This is a genomic window from Streptomyces sp. NPDC051020 (genome assembly GCF_040683105.1).
Lineage (GTDB): Bacteria > Actinomycetota > Actinomycetes > Streptomycetales > Streptomycetaceae > Streptomyces.
On the sequence record NZ_JBFBCG010000001.1, the window covers coordinates 246,250 to 264,056 of the forward strand.

Annotated in this window: 12 protein-coding genes, 2 tRNA genes and 1 pseudogene; 6 read left to right on the forward strand and 9 right to left on the reverse strand. The window is 70.2% G+C overall.

The genetic code is table 11. The features are described 5' to 3' along the window. Nucleotides 1–22: 22 nt before the first annotated feature. On the reverse strand, nucleotides 23–766 hold the full coding sequence (locus AB0N06_RS00985) for a decarboxylase (RefSeq protein WP_366132656.1): 744 nt from the start codon (nucleotides 764–766) through the stop codon (nucleotides 23–25). 166 nt (nucleotides 767–932) lie between these two features. Here AB0N06_RS00985 and AB0N06_RS00990 point away from each other — a divergent pair, with 166 nt between their 5' ends. From AB0N06_RS00990 to AB0N06_RS01000, 3 genes are all read left to right on the forward strand, one after another. Next, nucleotides 933–1,922 (forward strand): D-2-hydroxyacid dehydrogenase, encoded by a 990-nt coding sequence (locus tag AB0N06_RS00990; protein WP_366132658.1) that lies wholly within the window; start codon nucleotides 933–935, stop codon nucleotides 1,920–1,922. Nucleotides 1,923–2,240: 318 nt separating this feature from the next. Then, the gene (locus AB0N06_RS00995) at nucleotides 2,241–2,999 is read left to right on the forward strand and encodes an IclR family transcriptional regulator C-terminal domain-containing protein (protein WP_366132659.1); all 759 of its coding nucleotides are present in this window, start codon (nucleotides 2,241–2,243) and stop codon (nucleotides 2,997–2,999) included. An 84-nt stretch (nucleotides 3,000–3,083) separates the two neighbouring features. Next, nucleotides 3,084–3,157, forward strand: a tRNA-Lys gene (locus tag AB0N06_RS01000). A gap of 103 nt (nucleotides 3,158–3,260) precedes the next feature. Here AB0N06_RS01000 and AB0N06_RS01005 read toward each other — a convergent pair. The 3 genes and pseudogenes from AB0N06_RS01005 to AB0N06_RS01015 all read right to left on the reverse strand — a co-directional run bounded on the left by AB0N06_RS01005 (nucleotide 3,261) and on the right by AB0N06_RS01015 (nucleotide 8,096). After that, on the reverse strand, nucleotides 3,261–4,943 hold the full coding sequence (locus AB0N06_RS01005; protein ID WP_366132660.1) for an AMP-binding protein: 1,683 nt from the start codon (nucleotides 4,941–4,943) through the stop codon (nucleotides 3,261–3,263). Between the two features lie 89 nt (nucleotides 4,944–5,032). Then, nucleotides 5,033–6,115 (reverse strand): annotated as a pseudogene (locus AB0N06_RS01010) (SPFH domain-containing protein); the annotation flags it as partial. A 544-nt stretch (nucleotides 6,116–6,659) separates the two neighbouring features. Beyond that, nucleotides 6,660–8,096 (reverse strand): peptidoglycan-binding protein, encoded by a 1,437-nt coding sequence (locus tag AB0N06_RS01015; RefSeq protein ID WP_366132661.1) that lies wholly within the window; start codon nucleotides 8,094–8,096, stop codon nucleotides 6,660–6,662. Nucleotides 8,097–8,279: 183 nt separating this feature from the next. Here AB0N06_RS01015 and AB0N06_RS01020 point away from each other — a divergent pair. The 3 genes from AB0N06_RS01020 (at nucleotide 8,280) to AB0N06_RS01030 (ending at nucleotide 12,678) form a co-directional block, all read left to right on the forward strand. Beyond that, nucleotides 8,280–8,353 (forward strand) — tRNA-Lys (locus AB0N06_RS01020). Nucleotides 8,354–8,827: 474 nt separating this feature from the next. Further along, a complete protein-coding gene (locus AB0N06_RS01025; protein WP_366132662.1) occupies nucleotides 8,828–10,747 on the forward strand; it encodes a cellulose synthase catalytic subunit in 1,920 nt (639 codons plus the stop codon). Continuing rightward, the gene (locus tag AB0N06_RS01030) at nucleotides 10,744–12,678 is read left to right on the forward strand and encodes a kelch motif-containing protein (protein ID WP_366132663.1); all 1,935 of its coding nucleotides are present in this window, start codon (nucleotides 10,744–10,746) and stop codon (nucleotides 12,676–12,678) included. The genes AB0N06_RS01025 and AB0N06_RS01030 overlap by 4 nt, the downstream gene beginning before the upstream one ends. Nucleotides 12,679–12,894: 216 nt before the next feature. Here AB0N06_RS01030 and AB0N06_RS01035 read toward each other — a convergent pair whose 3' ends face one another. The 5 genes from AB0N06_RS01035 to AB0N06_RS01055 form a co-directional block, all read right to left on the reverse strand. Then, a complete protein-coding gene (locus AB0N06_RS01035; RefSeq protein ID WP_366132665.1) occupies nucleotides 12,895–13,887 on the reverse strand; it encodes a glycoside hydrolase family 6 protein in 993 nt (330 codons plus the stop codon). 232 nt (nucleotides 13,888–14,119) lie between these two features. Beyond that, nucleotides 14,120–14,803, reverse strand: coding sequence for a class F sortase (locus AB0N06_RS01040; RefSeq protein ID WP_366132666.1), 684 nt, complete (start codon nucleotides 14,801–14,803; stop codon nucleotides 14,120–14,122). 5 nt (nucleotides 14,804–14,808) lie between these two features. Further along, complete coding sequence (locus AB0N06_RS01045; protein WP_366132667.1) at nucleotides 14,809–15,426, reverse strand: hypothetical protein; 618 nt, start codon at nucleotides 15,424–15,426, stop codon at nucleotides 14,809–14,811. A 181-nt stretch (nucleotides 15,427–15,607) separates the two neighbouring features. Further along, nucleotides 15,608–16,396 carry an HAD-IIA family hydrolase gene (locus AB0N06_RS01050; RefSeq protein WP_366132668.1) on the reverse strand — a complete coding sequence of 263 codons (789 nt, stop codon included), beginning with the start codon at nucleotides 16,394–16,396 and terminating at the stop codon, nucleotides 15,608–15,610. Between the two features lie 319 nt (nucleotides 16,397–16,715). Then, nucleotides 16,716–17,777 carry a 2-aminoethylphosphonate ABC transporter substrate-binding protein gene (locus AB0N06_RS01055; protein WP_366132669.1) on the reverse strand — a complete coding sequence of 354 codons (1,062 nt, stop codon included), beginning with the start codon at nucleotides 17,775–17,777 and terminating at the stop codon, nucleotides 16,716–16,718. Nucleotides 17,778–17,807 lie beyond the last annotated feature (30 nt).

Sequence of the window (17,807 nt, forward strand, 5' to 3'; positions counted from 1 at the left end):
CCCCCTACCGCGGGGGAGGGCGTTACCGGCCGACCGGTGCGGGCGGCGCCTCCCGGGTGGCGAACAGCGTGCCGAGCTGGGGCGCCCAGGTGCGGCGCCGGGCCAGCCGCAGAGCCTCGTACACCGTCACCTGGTTCGCGGTGAGGACCGGCTTGGCGAGGAGTTCCTCCAGGTCACGGACGTGCGCGGCGGTGTGCACGGCGTTGTCCGGCAGCAGTACCGCCTCCGCGTCCGGCCGGTCCGCGGCAACCGCGAGCTCCTTCAGCCGGTCCAGCCCCCACCCCGCGGCCGCGGCCGCGGACGTGACGCCACCACTGCGCACGGCGACCACCTCGACGCCCGCGGCGGCCAGGAAGTCGCCGAAGAGCCCGGCGATCTCCTCGGTGTACGGAGCGGCGACCGCGACACGCGCGGCGCCCAGCGCCCGTACCGCGTGGACGAAGGCGAGCGACGTACTCGATGCGGGCAGCCCCGCCGCCCTGGCCAGGGCGGTGCTCTGCTGATGGGCGCCCTCCCACCCGTACACGAGACTCCCGCCGGTGCTGGCCCAGACCACCGACTCGGCACCGGCGCGCCGCAGCTCCTCGACCCCGGCGGCGAGGCGCTCGGGTGCGCCCCGCTGCCGCAGGATCTCGGTGCGGCGGTCGTCCTCGCCCGGCTCCGTGCGGTTGACGACGAGCCTGATGGTGGTGTCGAGCATGACCTCCATGCGCGGGAAGTCGTCGTCCGCGAAATGGCCCGGGTAGAGGAAACCGACGGTCGTCATATTCACCCTCCTGCACTGCTGGACCGGTCCACTGCCGCTGCCCTCCCCACTGCCCAGTATTCCTCCGGCGCCCGCACCTGCCGGCCTTGGCGTTGACGGGCGCGGGCCCGGGTGCGAACGTGGTCAATCCGCACATCTCAGACGTTGACGAGGCGACCACCCCCTGATGTCAGAGCCCACCCTCCTCGTACTCGACGCCGCCCCGTCACCGCGCCTCGGCCGGCTGACCGGCCGGGTCCGCATCCGCTACGTGGACGAGGCCGGCCTCGCCGGGGAGCTGCCGCACGCCGACGCCCTGCTGGTGTGGGACCTCGCCTCGGACGCGGTACGCGCCGCCTGGCCCGGCGACGGACCGCGCCCCCGGTGGGTGCACACGGCCAGCGCGGGAGTGGACCGGCTGCTCTGCCCGGAGCTGGCCGGGTCCGGCACCGTGCTGACCAACGCGCGGGGCATCTTCGAGCAGCCGATCGCCGAATACGTGCTGGGCCTGGTGCTCGCGTTCGCCAAAGATGTCCCCGGCACGCTGGAGCTGCAGCGCCGGCGGCGCTGGCACCACCGCGAGTCGCAGCAGCTCGCGGGCGCCCGCGCGGTCGTCGTCGGGGCCGGGCCGATCGGCCGGGAGATCACCCGGCTGCTCAACGCACTGGGCGTCCAGGTGGCGCTCGTGGGGCGTACGGCGCGGCGCACCATCCATGGGGCCGAGGATCTGGACCGGCTGGCGGCGCTCGCCGACTGGGTGATCTGCGCGGCGCCCCTGACGGAACGGACGCGCGGAATGTTCGACGCGCGGTTCTTCGGGCTGATGCAGCCTTCGGCCCGCTTCATCAATGTGGGGCGAGGCCCGATGGTCGTCGAGGACGATCTCGCCGACGCGCTGCGCCGACGGTGGATCGCGGGCGCGGCGCTCGACGTTTTCCAGCACGAGCCGCTCGCTCCGGGCAGTGGACTGTGGGACGTACCGGGGCTGATCGTCTCCCCGCACATGAGCGGCGACACCGTAGGCTGGCGGGACCGGCTGGGCGAGCAGTTCGTGGAGATGTACGAACGGTGGGCGGCCGGGGAGCCGTTGCCGAACGTGGTCGACATGCGGCGCGGATACGTTCCCTCCCCGGATGTCCCTGACGCGCCGAACGGCGTTGACATGTCTCCGAGTTGAGAAACGGAGAGGCCACCTTCGGAACACGTGGTCACACGTACGGCGACCATGTCGTCCTCGACGAGCCGGCCTTCTCGGTGCGGCGCGGCGGGCACGTCACACTGATCGGGCCGAGCGGCTCGGGCAGGACCACGATCCTGCGACCGCTGCGACCTCGCCGTCCGTCGATCGTCATTGACTCTGACATATGCCAAGCGGGTCCACTCCTGCTGACAGCGCCGGGGCGCACCAAGAACTCATCAACAGGCCCCCGTCAAAAGCCTCTTGGCGGCTATCGTGGTGCCGAAGGTTGCGGTCACAACCTGGTAGGGGGAAACCGTGGCGTTGAAGCCCGAACCGACCACACCGTTCCACTCGGTGCAGTACGCCCTTCGTGTTCTCGAAACGGTCTCCAAGCACCGCACCGGTGTGACGGACACCCAGATCGCCCGGGAGACGGGACTGCCGGTGGGGCATCTCGCCTCACTGCTGCTGACGCTGCGCCGCGAGGGCTACGTCGAGCAGGTGTCCGACGGCGCCTATGTGATCGGCGCCTCACTCCTGCTGCTCGGCTCGGGGGCCGCCCGCAGGCAGGCACTGGAGAACAAGCTCCAGCAGATCCTGGACCGGCTGCGCGATTCGGTCGGCGCCGCGGTGTACATAAGCCGGTACGTCGATGGCGAGATCCGGGTCACGCAGTACGCCGACGGTCCGCGCACCCCCGCGGTCAACGAGTGGGTGGACTTCCGGTCCGCCGCGCATGCCAGCGCGATCGGCAAGTGTCTGCTGACCCAGCTCGACCAGAACGGCCGCCGCGACCATCTCGCGCGCCACAAGATCGCCCGGCTCACCTCGCGGACCATCACCAGCGAGAAGGTCCTCTTCTCCAAGCTGGACAGCCAGCCGGCGACGGTCCCGGTGCTCGACCTCCAGGAGTACGCGATGGGCACCGTCTGCGCGGCCGTGCCGCTCACGGCGGGCTCCTCGGCCGGCTGCCTGGCGCTGTCGCTGCCGATCGAGCACGCGCACCGGCTGCGCTCGGCGGCGGACACGCTGAACCGGCGGGCAGCTCCGGTCCTGCTGTCACTGGCCCTCTAGGGCGTGTTTCGAAGGGCACGAGGGCCTCGGTCGGCACGTGTCATCAGCACCCCTGAGGACCAGGTATTATTTTCGAGTCAGCAGGCGCCGCTAGCTCAGTTGGTTAGAGCAGCTGACTCTTAATCAGCGGGTCCGGGGTTCGAGTCCCTGGCGGCGCACAGACAACGCCCAGGGCGGTCACGTACACACGTGACCGCCCTGGGCGCTTTTCGTCGTCCGCCGCTCCGTACACGTGTGTCGCAGCGGCGTACCGGACGACAGTCAGGCGTGTCGTCCTTCCTCGCCGGACGACACCAGGTGAGCGCGCCCGTGCGCTTCGTACTCGCCGAGCAGGGCGGCCAGCACCGCGCCCCGCAGCCTTTCGTAGGATCCGTCGGCCCCGCTCCACCAGACCGGGTCGGCGCTCCGGAAGCCCTCGCGTCGGAGCGCCACCCGGTGCACCTTGTTCGTCGCCGTGACCGGCATCGCCGGGACGATGCGTACGAAGCGGGGCGCCATCTTCGTGCCCAGGTCCGACTGGGCCGCCAGAAACGCGGCGAACCCACCCGGATCGAAGACCGCCCCCTCGCGCAGCGCCAGCGCCGCCATCACCTGGTCGCCGGCCACCGGGTCCGGCACCGCGTACACCGCGACGGCCGCCGCGTCCGCCCAGCGGGCCAGGATGTTCTCGATCATCGCGGCGGCCAGGTTCTCGCTGTCGACCCGCAGCCGGTCGTCCGTCCGGCCCGCGAAGTAGAGGAAGCCGGCCGGGTCGCGGAAGAAGAGGTCCCCGGTCCAGTACCAGCCGCCGCGCACCCGGGCCGCGTCCGCCTCCGCGTTGCGCCAGTAGCCCTCGAAGGGCGTACGGCCCCGGTTGACCAGTTCCCCTATCGCATCGTCCCCGTTGAGCAGCCGCCCGCGCGCGTCGAGGACCGCCGCGGCCCGCTCCTCGCCGGTCTCCGGATCGACGACGGCGAGATCGTCCCGGGGGGACGCCCGGCCGACCGCGTCCGGCGGGGTGTCCGGGGTCCGCTGGATCGCCGCGCCGCCCTCGGAGGATCCGTATCCCTCCACCAGCCGCACCCCGAACCGCTCCTGGAACCGGGCCGCGTCCGCGGCGCCCGCCTCCGTGCCGAAACCGAGCCGTAGCGGATGGTCACGGTCGTCGGGGCGCTCGGGGGTGGCCAGCAGGTACTGCACGGCGCGGCCGACATAGGTGAAGTACGTGGCCCCGTGCGTCCGCACGTCGTCGAGAAAGCCGGAAGCCGAGAACCGGCGGCGCAGGGCGATCGCGGCGCCGCCCGCCAGCGCGGGAGCCCAGTCGGCGATCACGGCGTTGCCGTGGAACATCGGCATGCAGATGTAGTGGACGTCGTCGCGCCGCACCCCGAAGTGGTCGACCAGCGACTGCCCGGCCGCCGCCAGTCGCCCCTGGGTGCAGATCGCCGCCTTGGGCGCACCGGTCGACCCCGAGGTGAAGTAGAGCAGCATCCGGGTCCCGCGCCCGATCTCCCGGAGCACCGCCTCGCCCGGCTTCGCCCCGGCATATCCGGCGAGCAGCGCGGCGTACGCGTCGGTGTCGGTGACCAGCACCCGTACGCCCGGCAGATCGAGCCCGTCGAGCAGCGGCAGATGTGCGCGTTCGGTGACCAGGACCTGGCATTCGGTGTGCAGGATGTCGCGGGCCAGCTCGGCCCCGCGGCGGGTCGGGTTGATGCCCGCAACGGCGGCCCCGGCCAGGGCCGCCGCGCTCAACCAGAGTGGGAATTCGGGCGTGTTGTCGAGCAGTACCCCCAGGTGCGGTTCGCTGTCCGCCGACAGCAGATCCGCCAGGAGCGCGGCCCGCGCGGCAGCTCCGGAGGCGACCTGGTGGTGGCTGAGGACGGTGTCCTCGTGTTTCAACCCGGGCCGGTGGTCGCCCCATTGGCGCTGTACGAGCTCCGCGACGGTACCTGCGCTCCCCATGGCGCCGCACGGTAACCGACTACACGTCAGAACTGAACATCGGAGCACGCATGGAACGTGTTCGCCGCGGACGCCGCACGGACGCGCCGTCAGGGCCCGCCCGCACCGCTGCGTCCGGTGTAGAAGGCCACCGTCAAGTCCTTGACCAGCGCCTTCCGTTCGTAGTCGTCGAGCTCCACGAGGCCGCGGGCGGTCAGCCGGCTGACCGTGTCGTCCACCGCGTCGACCACCGAAGTCAGCACAGCGTCGCGGTGTTGGGCGTCAATGGCGGCGATCCGGAGACGCTGCATCGCGGCGGCGATCTCCGGTGCGTAGTCGATGCCGGTCGGCTGCGCGGAGTACACCTCGATGCCCACCGGCTCGCACTCCGCCTTCAGCATCCCGGTCAGCGCGTCACCGACCGCCTCCGCGTTGCGCAGCGTGCGGGCGTCCTCGTGGAACGCGTCGGCGGGGAGCTGCGAGAAGACCCGCGCCATCGCCGCCTCGACCTGCTCGCGCAGATACTTCTCGTGGTCCGCCACCCCGAGCGTCGCCCGCACGGTGTCCTTGATCTGCCACACGACGAGGACGACGACGCGCAGCGCCGTACCGTTCGCATCCACCGCGGGCAGCGGTTCGCTGCGCCAGTGCCGGAGCCTTACGTCGACCCGGCGGCGCAGCAGCAGCGGGCTGACCCAGACGAGCCCCGTCCGCCGCACGCTCCCCCGGTAGTCGCCGAAGAGCGTCATCACCCATGCGTGCCCGACGCGGCCGCGAGCCAGACCGCCGAGCGCGAAGAACACGACGGTCACCAGGGCGGCGAGCGCCGCCCATGCCCCGTTGCCGATGCCGTCGTACGGACGCGAGCCGATCTCGAGCCGGGCGAGCACCCCGGCGGGCAGCGCGCCGACCCACCACAGCACCGCCCCACCGCCGGCGATCCCGGCCAGCCCGGTGAGCAGCCCCGCCCACCCGGGCAGCGCGGTCCACGGCTTCTCGGTCAGCCGCGGATCGCCGACCGGCGCGGGCCTGGTGGGCGCCACAGGCACCCGACGCGGGCCCGCCACCTGCTCGCCGACGCCGTTCCCACCGGCGGGTTCGGCGGCTTCGGGGGGCTCGGACCCGCCACGGAAGAGAGGGTGCCCAGGGATGGAGGGTGGATGTTCACGGGCGATGACGACGCGCCGCCGCCCGGTCACGGCGTCGTCGGGTTCCGGCACCGACAAGGGGGCCGATTCGGATTCCTCCACGAGGATGGCTTCGGCGGCCGAGGCGGGCACCGGCTCCGCGGGGGGCGGTGTGCTGTACGGCGCATCGGGGCCGGGTTCGGTCCGAGCCGGCTGCGTGGTGTCGGACAGGGCGTCCAGGAGCGGACGGGCCGGCGGGCCCGAGTCCGGGTCGAGGGTAGGCGCCGAAGCCGGAACCGACACCGAGGCCGAGGCCGCACCCAAGGCGGGGTCCGTCACGTCGCCCGGGACCAGGTCGAGCACGAGGTCGAGGGCAGCATCCGAGCCGGCCCGCGCCTGGGCCCCCGCACCGGAGCCACCCCCGACCTCCCTACCCGCAACCGATGCCGGACCCTCGTCCGCACCCGCCTCCCAGCCGGCCCCGGCGCCTGCGGCACCCTCCGTGCCGTCCGCTCCGCCGCTCACCGGCTCCCGTTCTTTCCCGCCCTCCGGCACTCCGGAGCTGCCCGACACCATGGATCGCATTCCCGCCTCCGTCATGTCCGTGTTCTCACGCGAAAAGTCGCCGCCAGGTCTCCGGGCCGGGGTAACCGTCGGCCTCGCTGCCCCGCCAGCCCTGGGCCCGCTGGAAGGCCTCGACGTTGCGCCGGTCCGCCTCGGTCCACCGGGGCCCGGGGCCCGACGTGTAGTACGTGCCGTGTCCCTTCTTCACCAACTGCCTGCCGAGCCTGTCGACATGGCTGCTGGACCGACCCGGCCGGAAATGACCCCGGCCCGGGAAGGCCGGGGCGGCATGCGAACCGCTCCCCCGGCTGCCGCCACCCGTGCTTCCGCTTCCGCTCACCGGGATGCTGCGGCCGGTCCTGTTCATCAGCAGGCGCCAGGTGTGCGGGCCGGGGATGCCGTCGGCCTCCTTGCCCTTCCAGCCCTGCGCCTTCTGGAACGCCTGGGTCGCACGCCGGTCGGCGTCGCCCCAGCCCGGCCCGGGTCCGACCTTGTAGAAGCGCCTTCCGCCACGGTCCACAAGCATCCGCCCGAGCTGGGTGACGTACGTGTTGCTGACGCCCGGACCGAATGTCCTGGCGCCCGGGAACGCCGCCGACCTGCTGCCCGCCGCTCCGGTACCGGTGGCCAGCCCCTTGTAGCGGTAGGGGACGTATTTGCTCGAGTTGGTCCAGTAGGCCATGGGCGTCGTCTGCTTGCGCGTGTGCGGAGGAGTCTGTTCGTAGGCCGTGTAATGGGTGTGCGTATAGTCGGTCCAGCCTCCGAAGATCGTGACGTGCGAGCCCTTCGAAGGGTTGGCCAGGTTGTGGAAGAGCAGCATGTCGCCGGGCTGCAACTCCGCGCGCGCGATCCGGGTTCCGTACTTGGCGAGGCTGCCCGTCCACTCGTTGGCGCCGAGCTTCCAGGCCATCGACACATAGCCGGAGCAGTCCTGTCGGTATCCGTCGGACCAGTACCTCGCCACGCTGTACGGGACCTTCGCGCTCACCCACTTCTTGGCGCGGTTGATGATGTCCGCCCGCGTGGACTTGCGCAGCGCCGAGGCAGAGCCCGTGGACGACGGCGGGCCGGAGGCCCCCCCACCCCTCAGCGGGCCGGGTTCTCCCTGCGGAGTGACCATGCCTGTATCGGCCGCGTCCGCATCGGCCGCGTCCGTACCGTCCGGGTACCTGTCGTCCGGGTCCGTATCACCCGGGGCCGTACCGTCCGGATTCGTATCGTCCGGGTTCGTATCGGCCGAGGTCGTCGTCCCGTCCGCCCGGGCGGATCCGGCCGCATGCCTGCTCGCCGCCTCGGTCACACCGGTGCTCAGCACCACGCCGGCCGCCGTGGCCAGCACCAGCACACGCCGCGCACCACGCGCGGCGGGGTGCCCTCCGTACCGCGTGGGCAGGGCGCGAGCGGCGGCGCGCCGTTGCGCGGCGCACCCCGCGCAAGAGCAGTCGACGGCGGGCGCGTACTCCTCGAAGGCCGGCACGGTCATGCGAATTCCCTCCGCACTCGTCAAGATCTTTGGGCGCATCTGTACGGGCGTCAGTGTCCAACTCTCCCGACATACGGCATTTTGACTTATAAAGCAGACAAAAAGACCATCCGACAGGCCGTGACGGTCGGGAAATGGTCAGGAGCACTCACCCGGATCGGGTAGAGTTTTCGAAGTCAGCAGGCGCCGCTAGCTCAGTTGGTTAGAGCAGCTGACTCTTAATCAGCGGGTCCGGGGTTCGAGTCCCTGGCGGCGCACGCAGAGTCAAGGCCTTCTCACTCCACGTGAGGGGGCCTTGTTCGTATGCCACCCCACCCGCGCCCGGCGGGCGACCCCCCGAGCCGTCTCCCGGGGGTCGAAAAGCTCCCCTCGTACACCCCCATACACCCCTCAGCAAGAGACGCCCAAATCGCACATATGACCGGCAAATAGCTCGTTTCACCCTTGCGATCACGACCTGGGTCATACAACCTGTCATGGGGTCATCAGCCGCAACCGAGCTGATGACGCCCACAGTTGGGGGCAGCAACAGGGGGAAGTTCCGGTTTGCGCGTACCGCGGGATGGGGGTCCCGCTCATGGACGGATGCCGAAGGGGCACCTTGCGACCGGAAGGACGCCTTCTCGTGAGGGGAAGGCGTCCGCCAGAGAGGTCGTCCGCCGCGATCGAGGGGATGCGTGGCGGACGAGACGACCGACCGCGCAGCGAGCATGCGCGCAGGGGGATGACCCATGACGTCGACGCCGACAGGCGCCCGGCAGAACAACGACCCTTCCCGGACCACGCAGCTGCGGATACCCCCGCAGCCCCGGACCGGGGGCCGGCGCCACCCGAAGATGGCGCTGCCCCGCTACGACTACGAGCACTACAGCCGACTCGCCGGGCCACTCACCCAGCCCGACCCGAGCAGACCGTACTCCGTGCGGTACCGCTCGCTGCTCTCGCAGGAACCGCACAGACTCCGCGCGGCGCTCCTGCTCGGCGCCGCACCGCTCGTCTCGCTCTGCCTGTTCGCCTGGCTGATGCAGCCCGCACACTGGACCCAGCGCGATCCGAACCTCAAGAACGACACGCTGTTGATCCTCGACATCGTCATGCTCGTCTCGATCGGTCTGATCGAGCTCTTCCGCACCATGAACGTCCTGTCGAACGCGCACGCGACGCTGGTCGCGCGCGACCCGGTCCCGGTCGTGCCGGAGCCCGGAACCCGGGTCGCCTTCCTCACCTCCTTCGTCCCGGGCAAGGAGCCCCTGGAGATGGTGACGAAGACCCTCGAAGCGGCGGTCCGCATCAGGCACCGCGGGCTGATGCACGTCTGGCTGCTCGACGAGGGCGACGACCCGGCGGTCAAGGAGGTCTGCGCCCGGCTCGGGGTGCACCACTTCTCCCGCAAGGGCGTCGCGCACTGGAACCAGGCCGAGGGCGCGCACCGCGCGAAGACCAAGCACGGCAACTACAACGCCTGGCTCGACGCGCACGGCGGCGCGTACGAGTTCTTCGCCTCGGTCGACACCGATCACGTACCCCTGCCCAACTACCTGGAGCGGATGCTCGGCTACTTCCGCGACCCGGACATCGGCTTCGTCATCGGCCCACAGGTCTACGGCAACTACGACACGTTCGTCACGAAGGCCGCCGAGTCCCAGCAGTTCCTCTTCCACGCGCTGATCCAGCGCGCGGGCAACCGCTACGGCGCCCCGATGTTCGTCGGGACCAGCAACGCCGTGCGGATCTCCGCCCTCAAACAGATCGGCGGACTGTACGACTCGATCACCGAGGACATGGCGACCGGCTTCGAGATGCACCGCGCGCGCAACCCGCACACCGGCCGGAAGTGGCGCTCGGTCTACACCCCGGACGTGCTGGCCGTCGGCGAGGGCCCGACCGCGTGGACGGACTTCTTCACCCAGCAGCTGCGCTGGTCACGGGGGACGTACGAGACGATCCTCAAGCAGTACTGGAGAGGGCTCGGGACGCTCCCCGTCGGCAAACTCTTCAACTACACCATGATGATCATCTTCTATCCGATGTCCGCCCTGAACTGGATCCTGGCGGCGCTCAGTTGCGCGCTGTTCCTGGGCATGGGCGCCTCGGGCGTGCAGATCGACCCTGTCGTCTGGATGATGCTGTACGGCAACGCCTCGGCGCTCCAGATCGGTCTGTACATCTGGAACCGGCGGCACAATGTGTCCCCGCACGAGCCGGAGGGCTCCGGCGGTCTGGCGGGGATGATGATGTCCGCGCTCTCCGCCCCGGTCTACGCGCGATCTCTGATGGATGCCGTGCTGCGCCGCAAGAGCTCGTTCGTGGTGACCCCCAAGGGCGACTCGTCCAGCCCCGACACGCTGTTCGGCACGTTCCGTATCCATCTCTTCTTCATGGTGGTCTTCGGCGGTTCGATCGCCGCCTCCTTCATCCTCGGCCACAGCCATCCCGCGATGCTCATCTGGGCCGCGCTGGCGCTGCTGATCACCGCGGCGCCGATCTTCGGCTGGCGGTACACCGTCCACGCGGAGAAGCGGCGGCGCGGCGGACAACCCCCGCAGGACGGCACACCGGCTCCGCAGCCGGCGCGTGCCCCGCAGGAAAGACCGCACCGGGTGTCCGACGGCCAGACCGTGCAGATCTCCCTGGGGGGACGTAACCAATGACGTACCGTCCTGGCCGCCGCACCCGCCGCATGGCGATCAGTACGGCGGTGGTACTGGCGCTCGCGGGCACGAACGGGCCGTGGCTGTACCGCGTCAGCAGCGAGCGCTACCACGAGTACACGATCAACAAGCCGGAGTACAAGGCCGCCAACGGCCACTGGGACTTCCTCGACGTCCCGTCCGAGTTCCGGATCAATACGATCCATGCCGCGCTGCTGCACACCGGCAAGGTGCTGCTCGTCGCGGGCTCCGGCAACAACCAGACGAACTTCGACGCGCAGAGCTTCCGCTCCGTGCTGTGGGACCCGGGGACCGGCACGTTCACGAACATACCCACGCCCAAGGACATGTTCTGCTCCGGTCACACCCAACTGCCGGACGGCCGGCTGCTGATAGCCGGCGGCACGAAGCGGTACGAGAAGCTGAAGGGCGATGTCACCAAGGCGGGCGGCCTGATGATCGTCCACAACGAGGACCCGGACAAGCCGGTCACCCTGCCCGCGGGCACCCGGTTCACCGGCAAGGAGAACGGCAGGACGTTCGTCTCCAAGGACCCGGTGCTGGTCGAGAAGGCCACCAAGGTCTTCGACAGGAAGACCGGCGCGTTCCTGCGCAACGACCCCGGGCTCGGCCGGATCTACGTCGAGGCCCAGAAGTCCGGTACGAAGTACGAGACAGGCACCCAGGACAACTACCGGATCTCCGGGCTCTCCGGCTCCGACACACGGAACGTGTACGGGATCGCCCAGAAGCTCGCCCTCGACAAGAAGGACTTCCAGGGCATCCGGGAGGCGTTCGAGTTCGACCCGGTGGCGGAGAAGTACATCACCGTCGATCCGATGAACGAGGCGCGCTGGTACCCGACGCTGACCACGCTGAAGGACGGCAGGGTCCTCGCCCTGTCCGGACTCGACGAGATCGGGCAGATCGTGCCCGGCAAGGACGAGATCTACGACCCTCGGACGAAGAAGTGGGCGTACACCGGCATCGTCCGGAAGTTCCCCACCTACCCGGCGGTCTTCCTGCTGAACGACGGCAGGCTCTTCTACTCCGGCTCGAACGCCGGGTACGGTCCGGCGGACGTCGGCCGCGCGCCGGGCGTCTGGGACCTTGCGACGAATAGGTTCGAGGAGATCCCCGGCCTGAGCGACGCCCGTGAGATGGAGACATCGGCGACGGTACGGCTGCCACCCGCCCAGGACGAGAAGTTCATGGTCATCGGCGGAGGCGGGGTGGGTGAGTCGGACAGGTCCAGCGAGAAGTCCCGGCTCGTGGACCTGAAGGCCGCCGCGCCGAGATTCAGGGACGGCCCGTCGCTCACCGAGGGCACGCGCTACCCGAGCGCGACGTTGCTGCCCGACGACTCGGTGCTCGTCACCGGCGGGTCGAGCGACTACCGGGGGCGCGGCGGCTCGAACATCCTGCAGGCGCGGCTGTACGACGCGAAGACGGACACGTACCGGAGGGTGGCGGATCCGGAGGTCGGACGGAACTATCACTCGGGGTCGCTGCTGCTGCCCGACGGGCGCGTCATGATCTTCGGCTCGGACTCGCTGTACGCCGACAAGGCGAACACCCGCCCGGGCGTCTTCGAGCAGCGCATCGAGATCTACACGCCGCCCTACCTGTACCGCGGCTCACGGCCGGAGCTGACGGCCGGACCGAAGAGCATTCGACGCGGCGGCACGGCGGTGTTCGCGACCAGGCAGGGACCGACGATCACCTCGGCGAAGCTGATGCGGCCGAGCGCGGTGACGCATGTGACGGACACGGACCAGCGGTCCGTGGCGCTGGGGCTGAAGAGGACGGCGGGGGGTATCGCCGTGACGGTGCCGGGGAATCGGGCGCTGGTGCCGTCGGGGTGGTACATGCTGTTCGTGGCCGATGCGAAGGGGACACCGTCGAAGGGGACGTGGGTGCGGATCCCCTAGGGCGCCCCCGGTGACCTCGCTGTCCTCAATCGCCGGACGGGCTTGATGTGTCCGCTGCGGGTGCACAATCAGTGCCGCGCGGCGCCATCGAGCCCGTCCGGCGTTTGAGGACGGACCCCTCGCGCTGGACGGGCATGCGTCCCGCCTCGCCGGGTGGCACCTTGAAGCCCGTCCGGCGATTGAGGACAAAGAACCGGCCACCGGACGCCCCCGGTACTACCTCGTGTTGCGGGCCAGCCCCAGCGCGTACTCCGGCCACCACTTCCCCGCCTTCGGGCCCCCCTTGCACGCGCCGTCCGACTCCCCCGGCCGCTTGATCCAGAGGTATGCGTCGACCAGGTTCTCACCCGTGTCCGTGGTCGGGGGCTCACCCAGGGCCCGGCCCGGTGGGTTGCACCAGTTCTCCTTGGGGTCGCCCTCGTCGTACGGGCCGTTGCCGTTGCGGCTCGTGTCGATGACGAACGGCTTGTTGCCGACCTTCACCGACAGTCGCTTTCCGAAGTCCGTACTGGCCGCCGTGGTCTGGAAGTTGGAGATGTTGACCGCGAAGCCGTCCGCGTCCGCGATGCCCGCCTGCCGGAGCGGCTGGAAGAGCGCGCCCGGGGTGCGCCAGCCCGCGTTGCCCGCGTCCATGTAGACGCGTGTGTGCGGCAGTTGCTTCAGCCGTTGCACGGCGCCCTTGAGCAGGTCGTACCGCTCCTCATGGAACTCCTGCGGGGTGCAGCCGTCGATCAGGTGCAGCAGCGCGTCCGGCTCCAGGATCACCGTGGTGCTGCGGTCACCGATGCCCTTCGCCACGCCCTCCAGCCAGGCGCGGTACGCGTCGCCGTCCGCGGCGCCGCCCTTCGAGAACTGGCCGCAGTCACGGTGCGGGATGTTGTAGAGGACCAGCAGCGCCTCCCGGCCGGCCTTCCGGGCCGCCTCGGTGAAGCCCTTCGCCTCAGCCTCGGGGTTGTCCGGGCCGATCCACTCCCCGACCGGCTGCCGGGCGATCTTCTTGATCAGGCCGGCGTCCCTGTCGTTGCCGGCCTTGGTGTAGGCGGCGACCTGCCGGGCCGCGTTCCCGTCCGGGTTGACCCAGTAGGGGGCGCTCCCGGCGGAGCTCTTGTCGCCACCGGAGGACGGGGACGAAGAACATCCTGCGAGCAGAAGTGTCACGGCCAGCGCCGCCGCCCCCGCGCCGGACCGGCCGGTGTAATTGCCGTACATCCACTCCCCCTTGGGCGCCGGACAAGACCGGGCGAATCCATCCTGACACACCCAGACGTCGAACGACGCAGAACGACCGGTTCTGGACGTATCATCAAATATCTTTTGGATGCGGGCAGTTGGGTTTCCTACAGCGACGCGTAGTGGCGCACACGCCTCCTGCCCGGTCGGCGCCCGACGGGAAAACGGGCGGCCGGCCGGGCCAGGTGCACCTCGTCCACCGGGCGGTCCGCTACGCGGACTTGCCCGCAGACGGCTTCTCGCCGGTCAGGTACGCCGAGACGACCACATTGGCGTTGTACTCGTGCGACGCGCGGTCGAACGTGCCGCCGCAGGTGATCAGCCGCAGCTCCGCCCGGCCGTCCTTGTGGGGCCCGTAGGCCTTGTGGGCGTCGAAGCGTTCCCGGGTGAAGACCTGGACGTCCTCGATGGTGAACTCGGCGACCGAGCCGTCCGTCCGGACGACCCGGATCTTCGCGCCGGGGCGGGCCGCGCTCAGTCCGTAGAAGACGGCCGGTTTGGTCTCGGTGTCGACGTGGCCGACGAGGAGCGCGGCGCCCGCCGCGCCGGGTCGGGTGCCGCTGCCGTACCAGCCGACGGTCTGCGGTTTCGCGAACGGTGGCGGGTCGATCGCTCCCGCCTTGTCCAGGCCGCGGGCGACGACGGGGGCCCGGACTCCTATCGAGGGAATCTCGATGCGTTCCGGCGCCGCACCCTTGATCGGGGCGTGCGCCGCGGGCAGCCGTACACCGTGGGGGCGCCCGACTGCCGCGATGTCGCCGGTGGTCGGGGCGGAGCTCGCTCCGGAGCCGTCGGCGATGCCGCGGCCCCAGAGCCACAGGCCCATCAGCAGGATGGCCCAGGCCACTCCGGTGAGCAGCCGGCCGGTCCCTGCCGGGCGGTCCGAGGCGGACATCTCGTTCAGTCCGCGGTCGGGCGGCGGCGGACGCCGCGGAGGGCTACGGCGCCGGCCGCGACGGTGGCCAGGGCCAGCCCGAGCACGGCGTGCCCGGCGCCGGGGCCGTCCCGCTCGGCCGTCTGTTCAGTGAGGACGGCGGTGCCTCCGCCACCGGCCCGGACCGGAGCGACCGGGGCGAGCGGTCCGGAGCCGTCGCCTGCGGCGACAGTGACGGTGCCGGACACCCTGGTGGCGTTGTCGCCGTCACAGGTCACCCAGATGTCGTACGCGCCGGGCGTGGCGTCGGAGCGAATCCTGGCCCGGGTGAAGAGCCCGCCGCGGTCGTCTGCCGTGAGGCGCGCATCGGAGGTGAAGGCGTCGGAGATCCCTTTGGCCTCCTTGCCGTTGCAGCCGTCGACTTGCAGGTCCACGTCATCGCCGGGAGCGAGGGAGGACGGGGTCACCGAGAGGGTGGTGTGGGACTTCGAGTCCTTCGCGGTGCCGGAACCGGTGCCGGTGCCGGTGCCGGAGCCGGAGCCGGTGCCGGTTCCGGAGCCGGAGTCGGCCAGTGCGGCGGGACCGGGTATCAGGGTCGCCGCGATCACCGCGGCCCCACAGAACGTGAGGGGTATGGAACGCATCGTGAACCTCCTGATGGCAGGTTCACGCGTCCGGCGGCTTTTCGCATCCGCAGGGGTGAGGGACTGGGCCATTCAGGGCCTGCCCTTCGGATCCGGCATGATCCGAAGGGCAGGCCCTGGGCGCCGCCGGGAACGAAGGGGTGCGGGGAAGGGCCCGCAGGCGGCCCTCCCCGCACGGCGCTCAGCTCACGTCGACGAGGTCGACCAGGTCGGCTATGGAGTCGACGACCGTGGAGGGCCGGAACGGGTAGCGGTCGATGTCGGCGGGGGTCGTCAGGCCGGTCAGCACCAGGAAGGTGTGCATGCCCGCCTCCAGGCCGGCGAGCACATCGGTGTCCATCCGGTCGCCGATCATGGCGCTGGTCTCGGAGTGGGCACCGATCGCGTTCAGACCGGTGCGCATCATCAGCGGGTTGGGCTTGCCCGCGAAGTACGGGTCCTTACCGGTGGCCTTGGTGATGAGCGCGGCGACGGCCCCGGTGGCGGGCAGCGGGCCCTGGGCCGACGGGCCGGTCTCGTCGGGGTTGGTGCAGATGAAGCGGGCCCCGCCGTTGATCAGCCGGATCGCCTTGGTGAGCGCCTCGAAGCTGTACGTACGGGTCTCCCCGAGGACGACGTAGTCCGGCTCCTGGTCGGTGAGGACGTACCCGATGTCGTGCAGCGCGGTGGTGAGTCCGGCCTCGCCGATGACATACGCGGTGCCGCCGGGCCGCTGGTCGTCGAGGAACTTCGCGGTGGCCAGTGCGGAGGTCCAGATGTTCTTGACCGGGACGTCGAGACCCATGCGTGCCAGCCTGGCGTGCAGGTCGCGCGCCGTGTAGATCGAGTTGTTGGTGAGGACCAGGAACGGCAGCCCGGACTCCCGCAGCCGCTTGATGAAGGCGTCCGCCCCCGGGATCGGCGTGCCCTCGTGGATGAGGACTCCGTCCATGTCGGTGAGCCAGGATGTGATCGGCTTGCGCTCTACCATGTGGGACTCCTGCCGTACGCCGTGTGCGGGGACGCCGGCGGCACCGCGTTGTGCAGCGCCGACATCCCCGATTTTAGAGGTACGGGCAGGTGGCAGAGGGCGGCGGCGGTCCCGTACCCGATCCGGGACAATCCGAATCCGGACTCCCAGCGGAAATGCGCTCAACTCCCCACCTTCGCGGGGAGTTGAGCTTGGACCGACCGGCACATGGGGGGACGCCGCCCCCCATGTGCCGGTCGGCCTTGTGTCCAGACCCGTTATCTTTCCGATGCGGATCAGCGGTCGTCCCTACGGGTGCGATGACCCGCGGAGCAGGGGTTCAGCTGCCGGTGGCGGTCTTCCAAGCGCCGACGTAGTCGTCCAGGTGAGTGCCGATGTCCGACCAGTCCGGCTCGAAGACCTCCACGCCGTCCATCAGACCGCTCAGCGCGGTCGCGTTGGCGTCGGTGGCCTCGACGTCCTTGCGGGCGGAGAAGCCGCCGCCGACCGCGCTGACATCCTTCTGCGCCTGCTCGGAGAGCATGAAGTCGAGCAGCTTCTTGCCGTTGGCGCTGTGCGGGGCCTTGTCGACCAGTCCGGCCGCGTACGGCAGGGCGAAGGTGGTGGGCTTGGAGCCGGCCTTGGCGGGGAACCAGATGCCGAGGTTCGGCATGTCCTTGGACTGGGCGTAGTTCATCTGGACGTCACCGTTGGCGACGAGGAGTTCGCCCTTGTCCACCTTGGGGGCGAGCTTGCCGGTGGAGGCGGACGGGCCGACGTTGTTGGCCTGGAGCTTCTTCAGGTACTCCATCGCCGGCTCCTTGCCGCCGAAGTCGTGCATGGCCTTGATGAGGACGGCCGTGCCGTCACCGGCGACTCCGGGGGTGGAGTACTGGATCTTCTCCTTGTACTTCCCGTCGAGGAGCTGCTCCCAGGTGGTGGGCGCGGTCTTCAACTCCTTCTTGTTGTAGACGAACCCGAAGTAGTTGTTGACGACCGAGGTCCACTTTCCGTCAGACGCCTTGTCCGCGGCGTCGACCTGGTCGGAGCCGGCCGGTTCGTACGCCGCCAGGAGGCCCTTGGAGTCGGCCTGCTGGATGAACGGCGGAAGGGTGACGAGGACGTCGGCCTGGGTGTTGGACTTCTCGCGGACGGCGCGCTGCACCATCTCGCCGGAGCCGCCCTCGACGTACTTGACCTTGATGCCGGTCTTCTTCTCGAAGTCCTTGAAGACCTTGTCGTACCAGCCGTCGCCGTTCTCGCCCTTGAGCCCGTCGGCGCTGTAGACGGTGACGACCTTCTCGTCGGAGGCGGTGGAGGACCCGCCGCAGGCGGAGAGGGTGGCGGCGAGGGCGAGGCAGCCGGTGACGGCGGCTGCCGGCTTGAGGAAGTTCTTGCGCATGGGTGTCGTATCTCCTGGGAGGTGAGTAAG

Bases quoted from the DNA above. Each gene is read 5' to 3' on its own strand.
- AB0N06_RS00985 (WP_366132656.1), bottom strand. From the start codon at position 766: ATGACGACCGTCGGTTTCCTCTACCCGGGCCATTTCGCGGACGACGAC.
- AB0N06_RS00990 (WP_366132658.1), top strand. From the start codon at position 933: ATGTCAGAGCCCACCCTCCTCGTACTCGACGCCGCCCCGTCACCGCGC.
- AB0N06_RS01005 (WP_366132660.1), bottom strand. From the start codon at position 4,943: ATGGGGAGCGCAGGTACCGTCGCGGAGCTCGTACAGCGCCAATGGGGC.
- AB0N06_RS01015 (WP_366132661.1), bottom strand. From the start codon at position 8,096: ATGACCGTGCCGGCCTTCGAGGAGTACGCGCCCGCCGTCGACTGCTCT.
- AB0N06_RS01025 (WP_366132662.1), top strand. From the start codon at position 8,828: ATGACGTCGACGCCGACAGGCGCCCGGCAGAACAACGACCCTTCCCGG.
- AB0N06_RS01030 (WP_366132663.1), top strand. From the start codon at position 10,744: ATGACGTACCGTCCTGGCCGCCGCACCCGCCGCATGGCGATCAGTACG.
- AB0N06_RS01035 (WP_366132665.1), bottom strand. From the start codon at position 13,887: ATGTACGGCAATTACACCGGCCGGTCCGGCGCGGGGGCGGCGGCGCTG.
- AB0N06_RS01040 (WP_366132666.1), bottom strand. From the start codon at position 14,803: ATGTCCGCCTCGGACCGCCCGGCAGGGACCGGCCGGCTGCTCACCGGA.
- AB0N06_RS01045 (WP_366132667.1), bottom strand. From the start codon at position 15,426: ATGCGTTCCATACCCCTCACGTTCTGTGGGGCCGCGGTGATCGCGGCG.
- AB0N06_RS01050 (WP_366132668.1), bottom strand. From the start codon at position 16,396: ATGGTAGAGCGCAAGCCGATCACATCCTGGCTCACCGACATGGACGGA.
- AB0N06_RS01055 (WP_366132669.1), bottom strand. From the start codon at position 17,777: ATGCGCAAGAACTTCCTCAAGCCGGCAGCCGCCGTCACCGGCTGCCTC.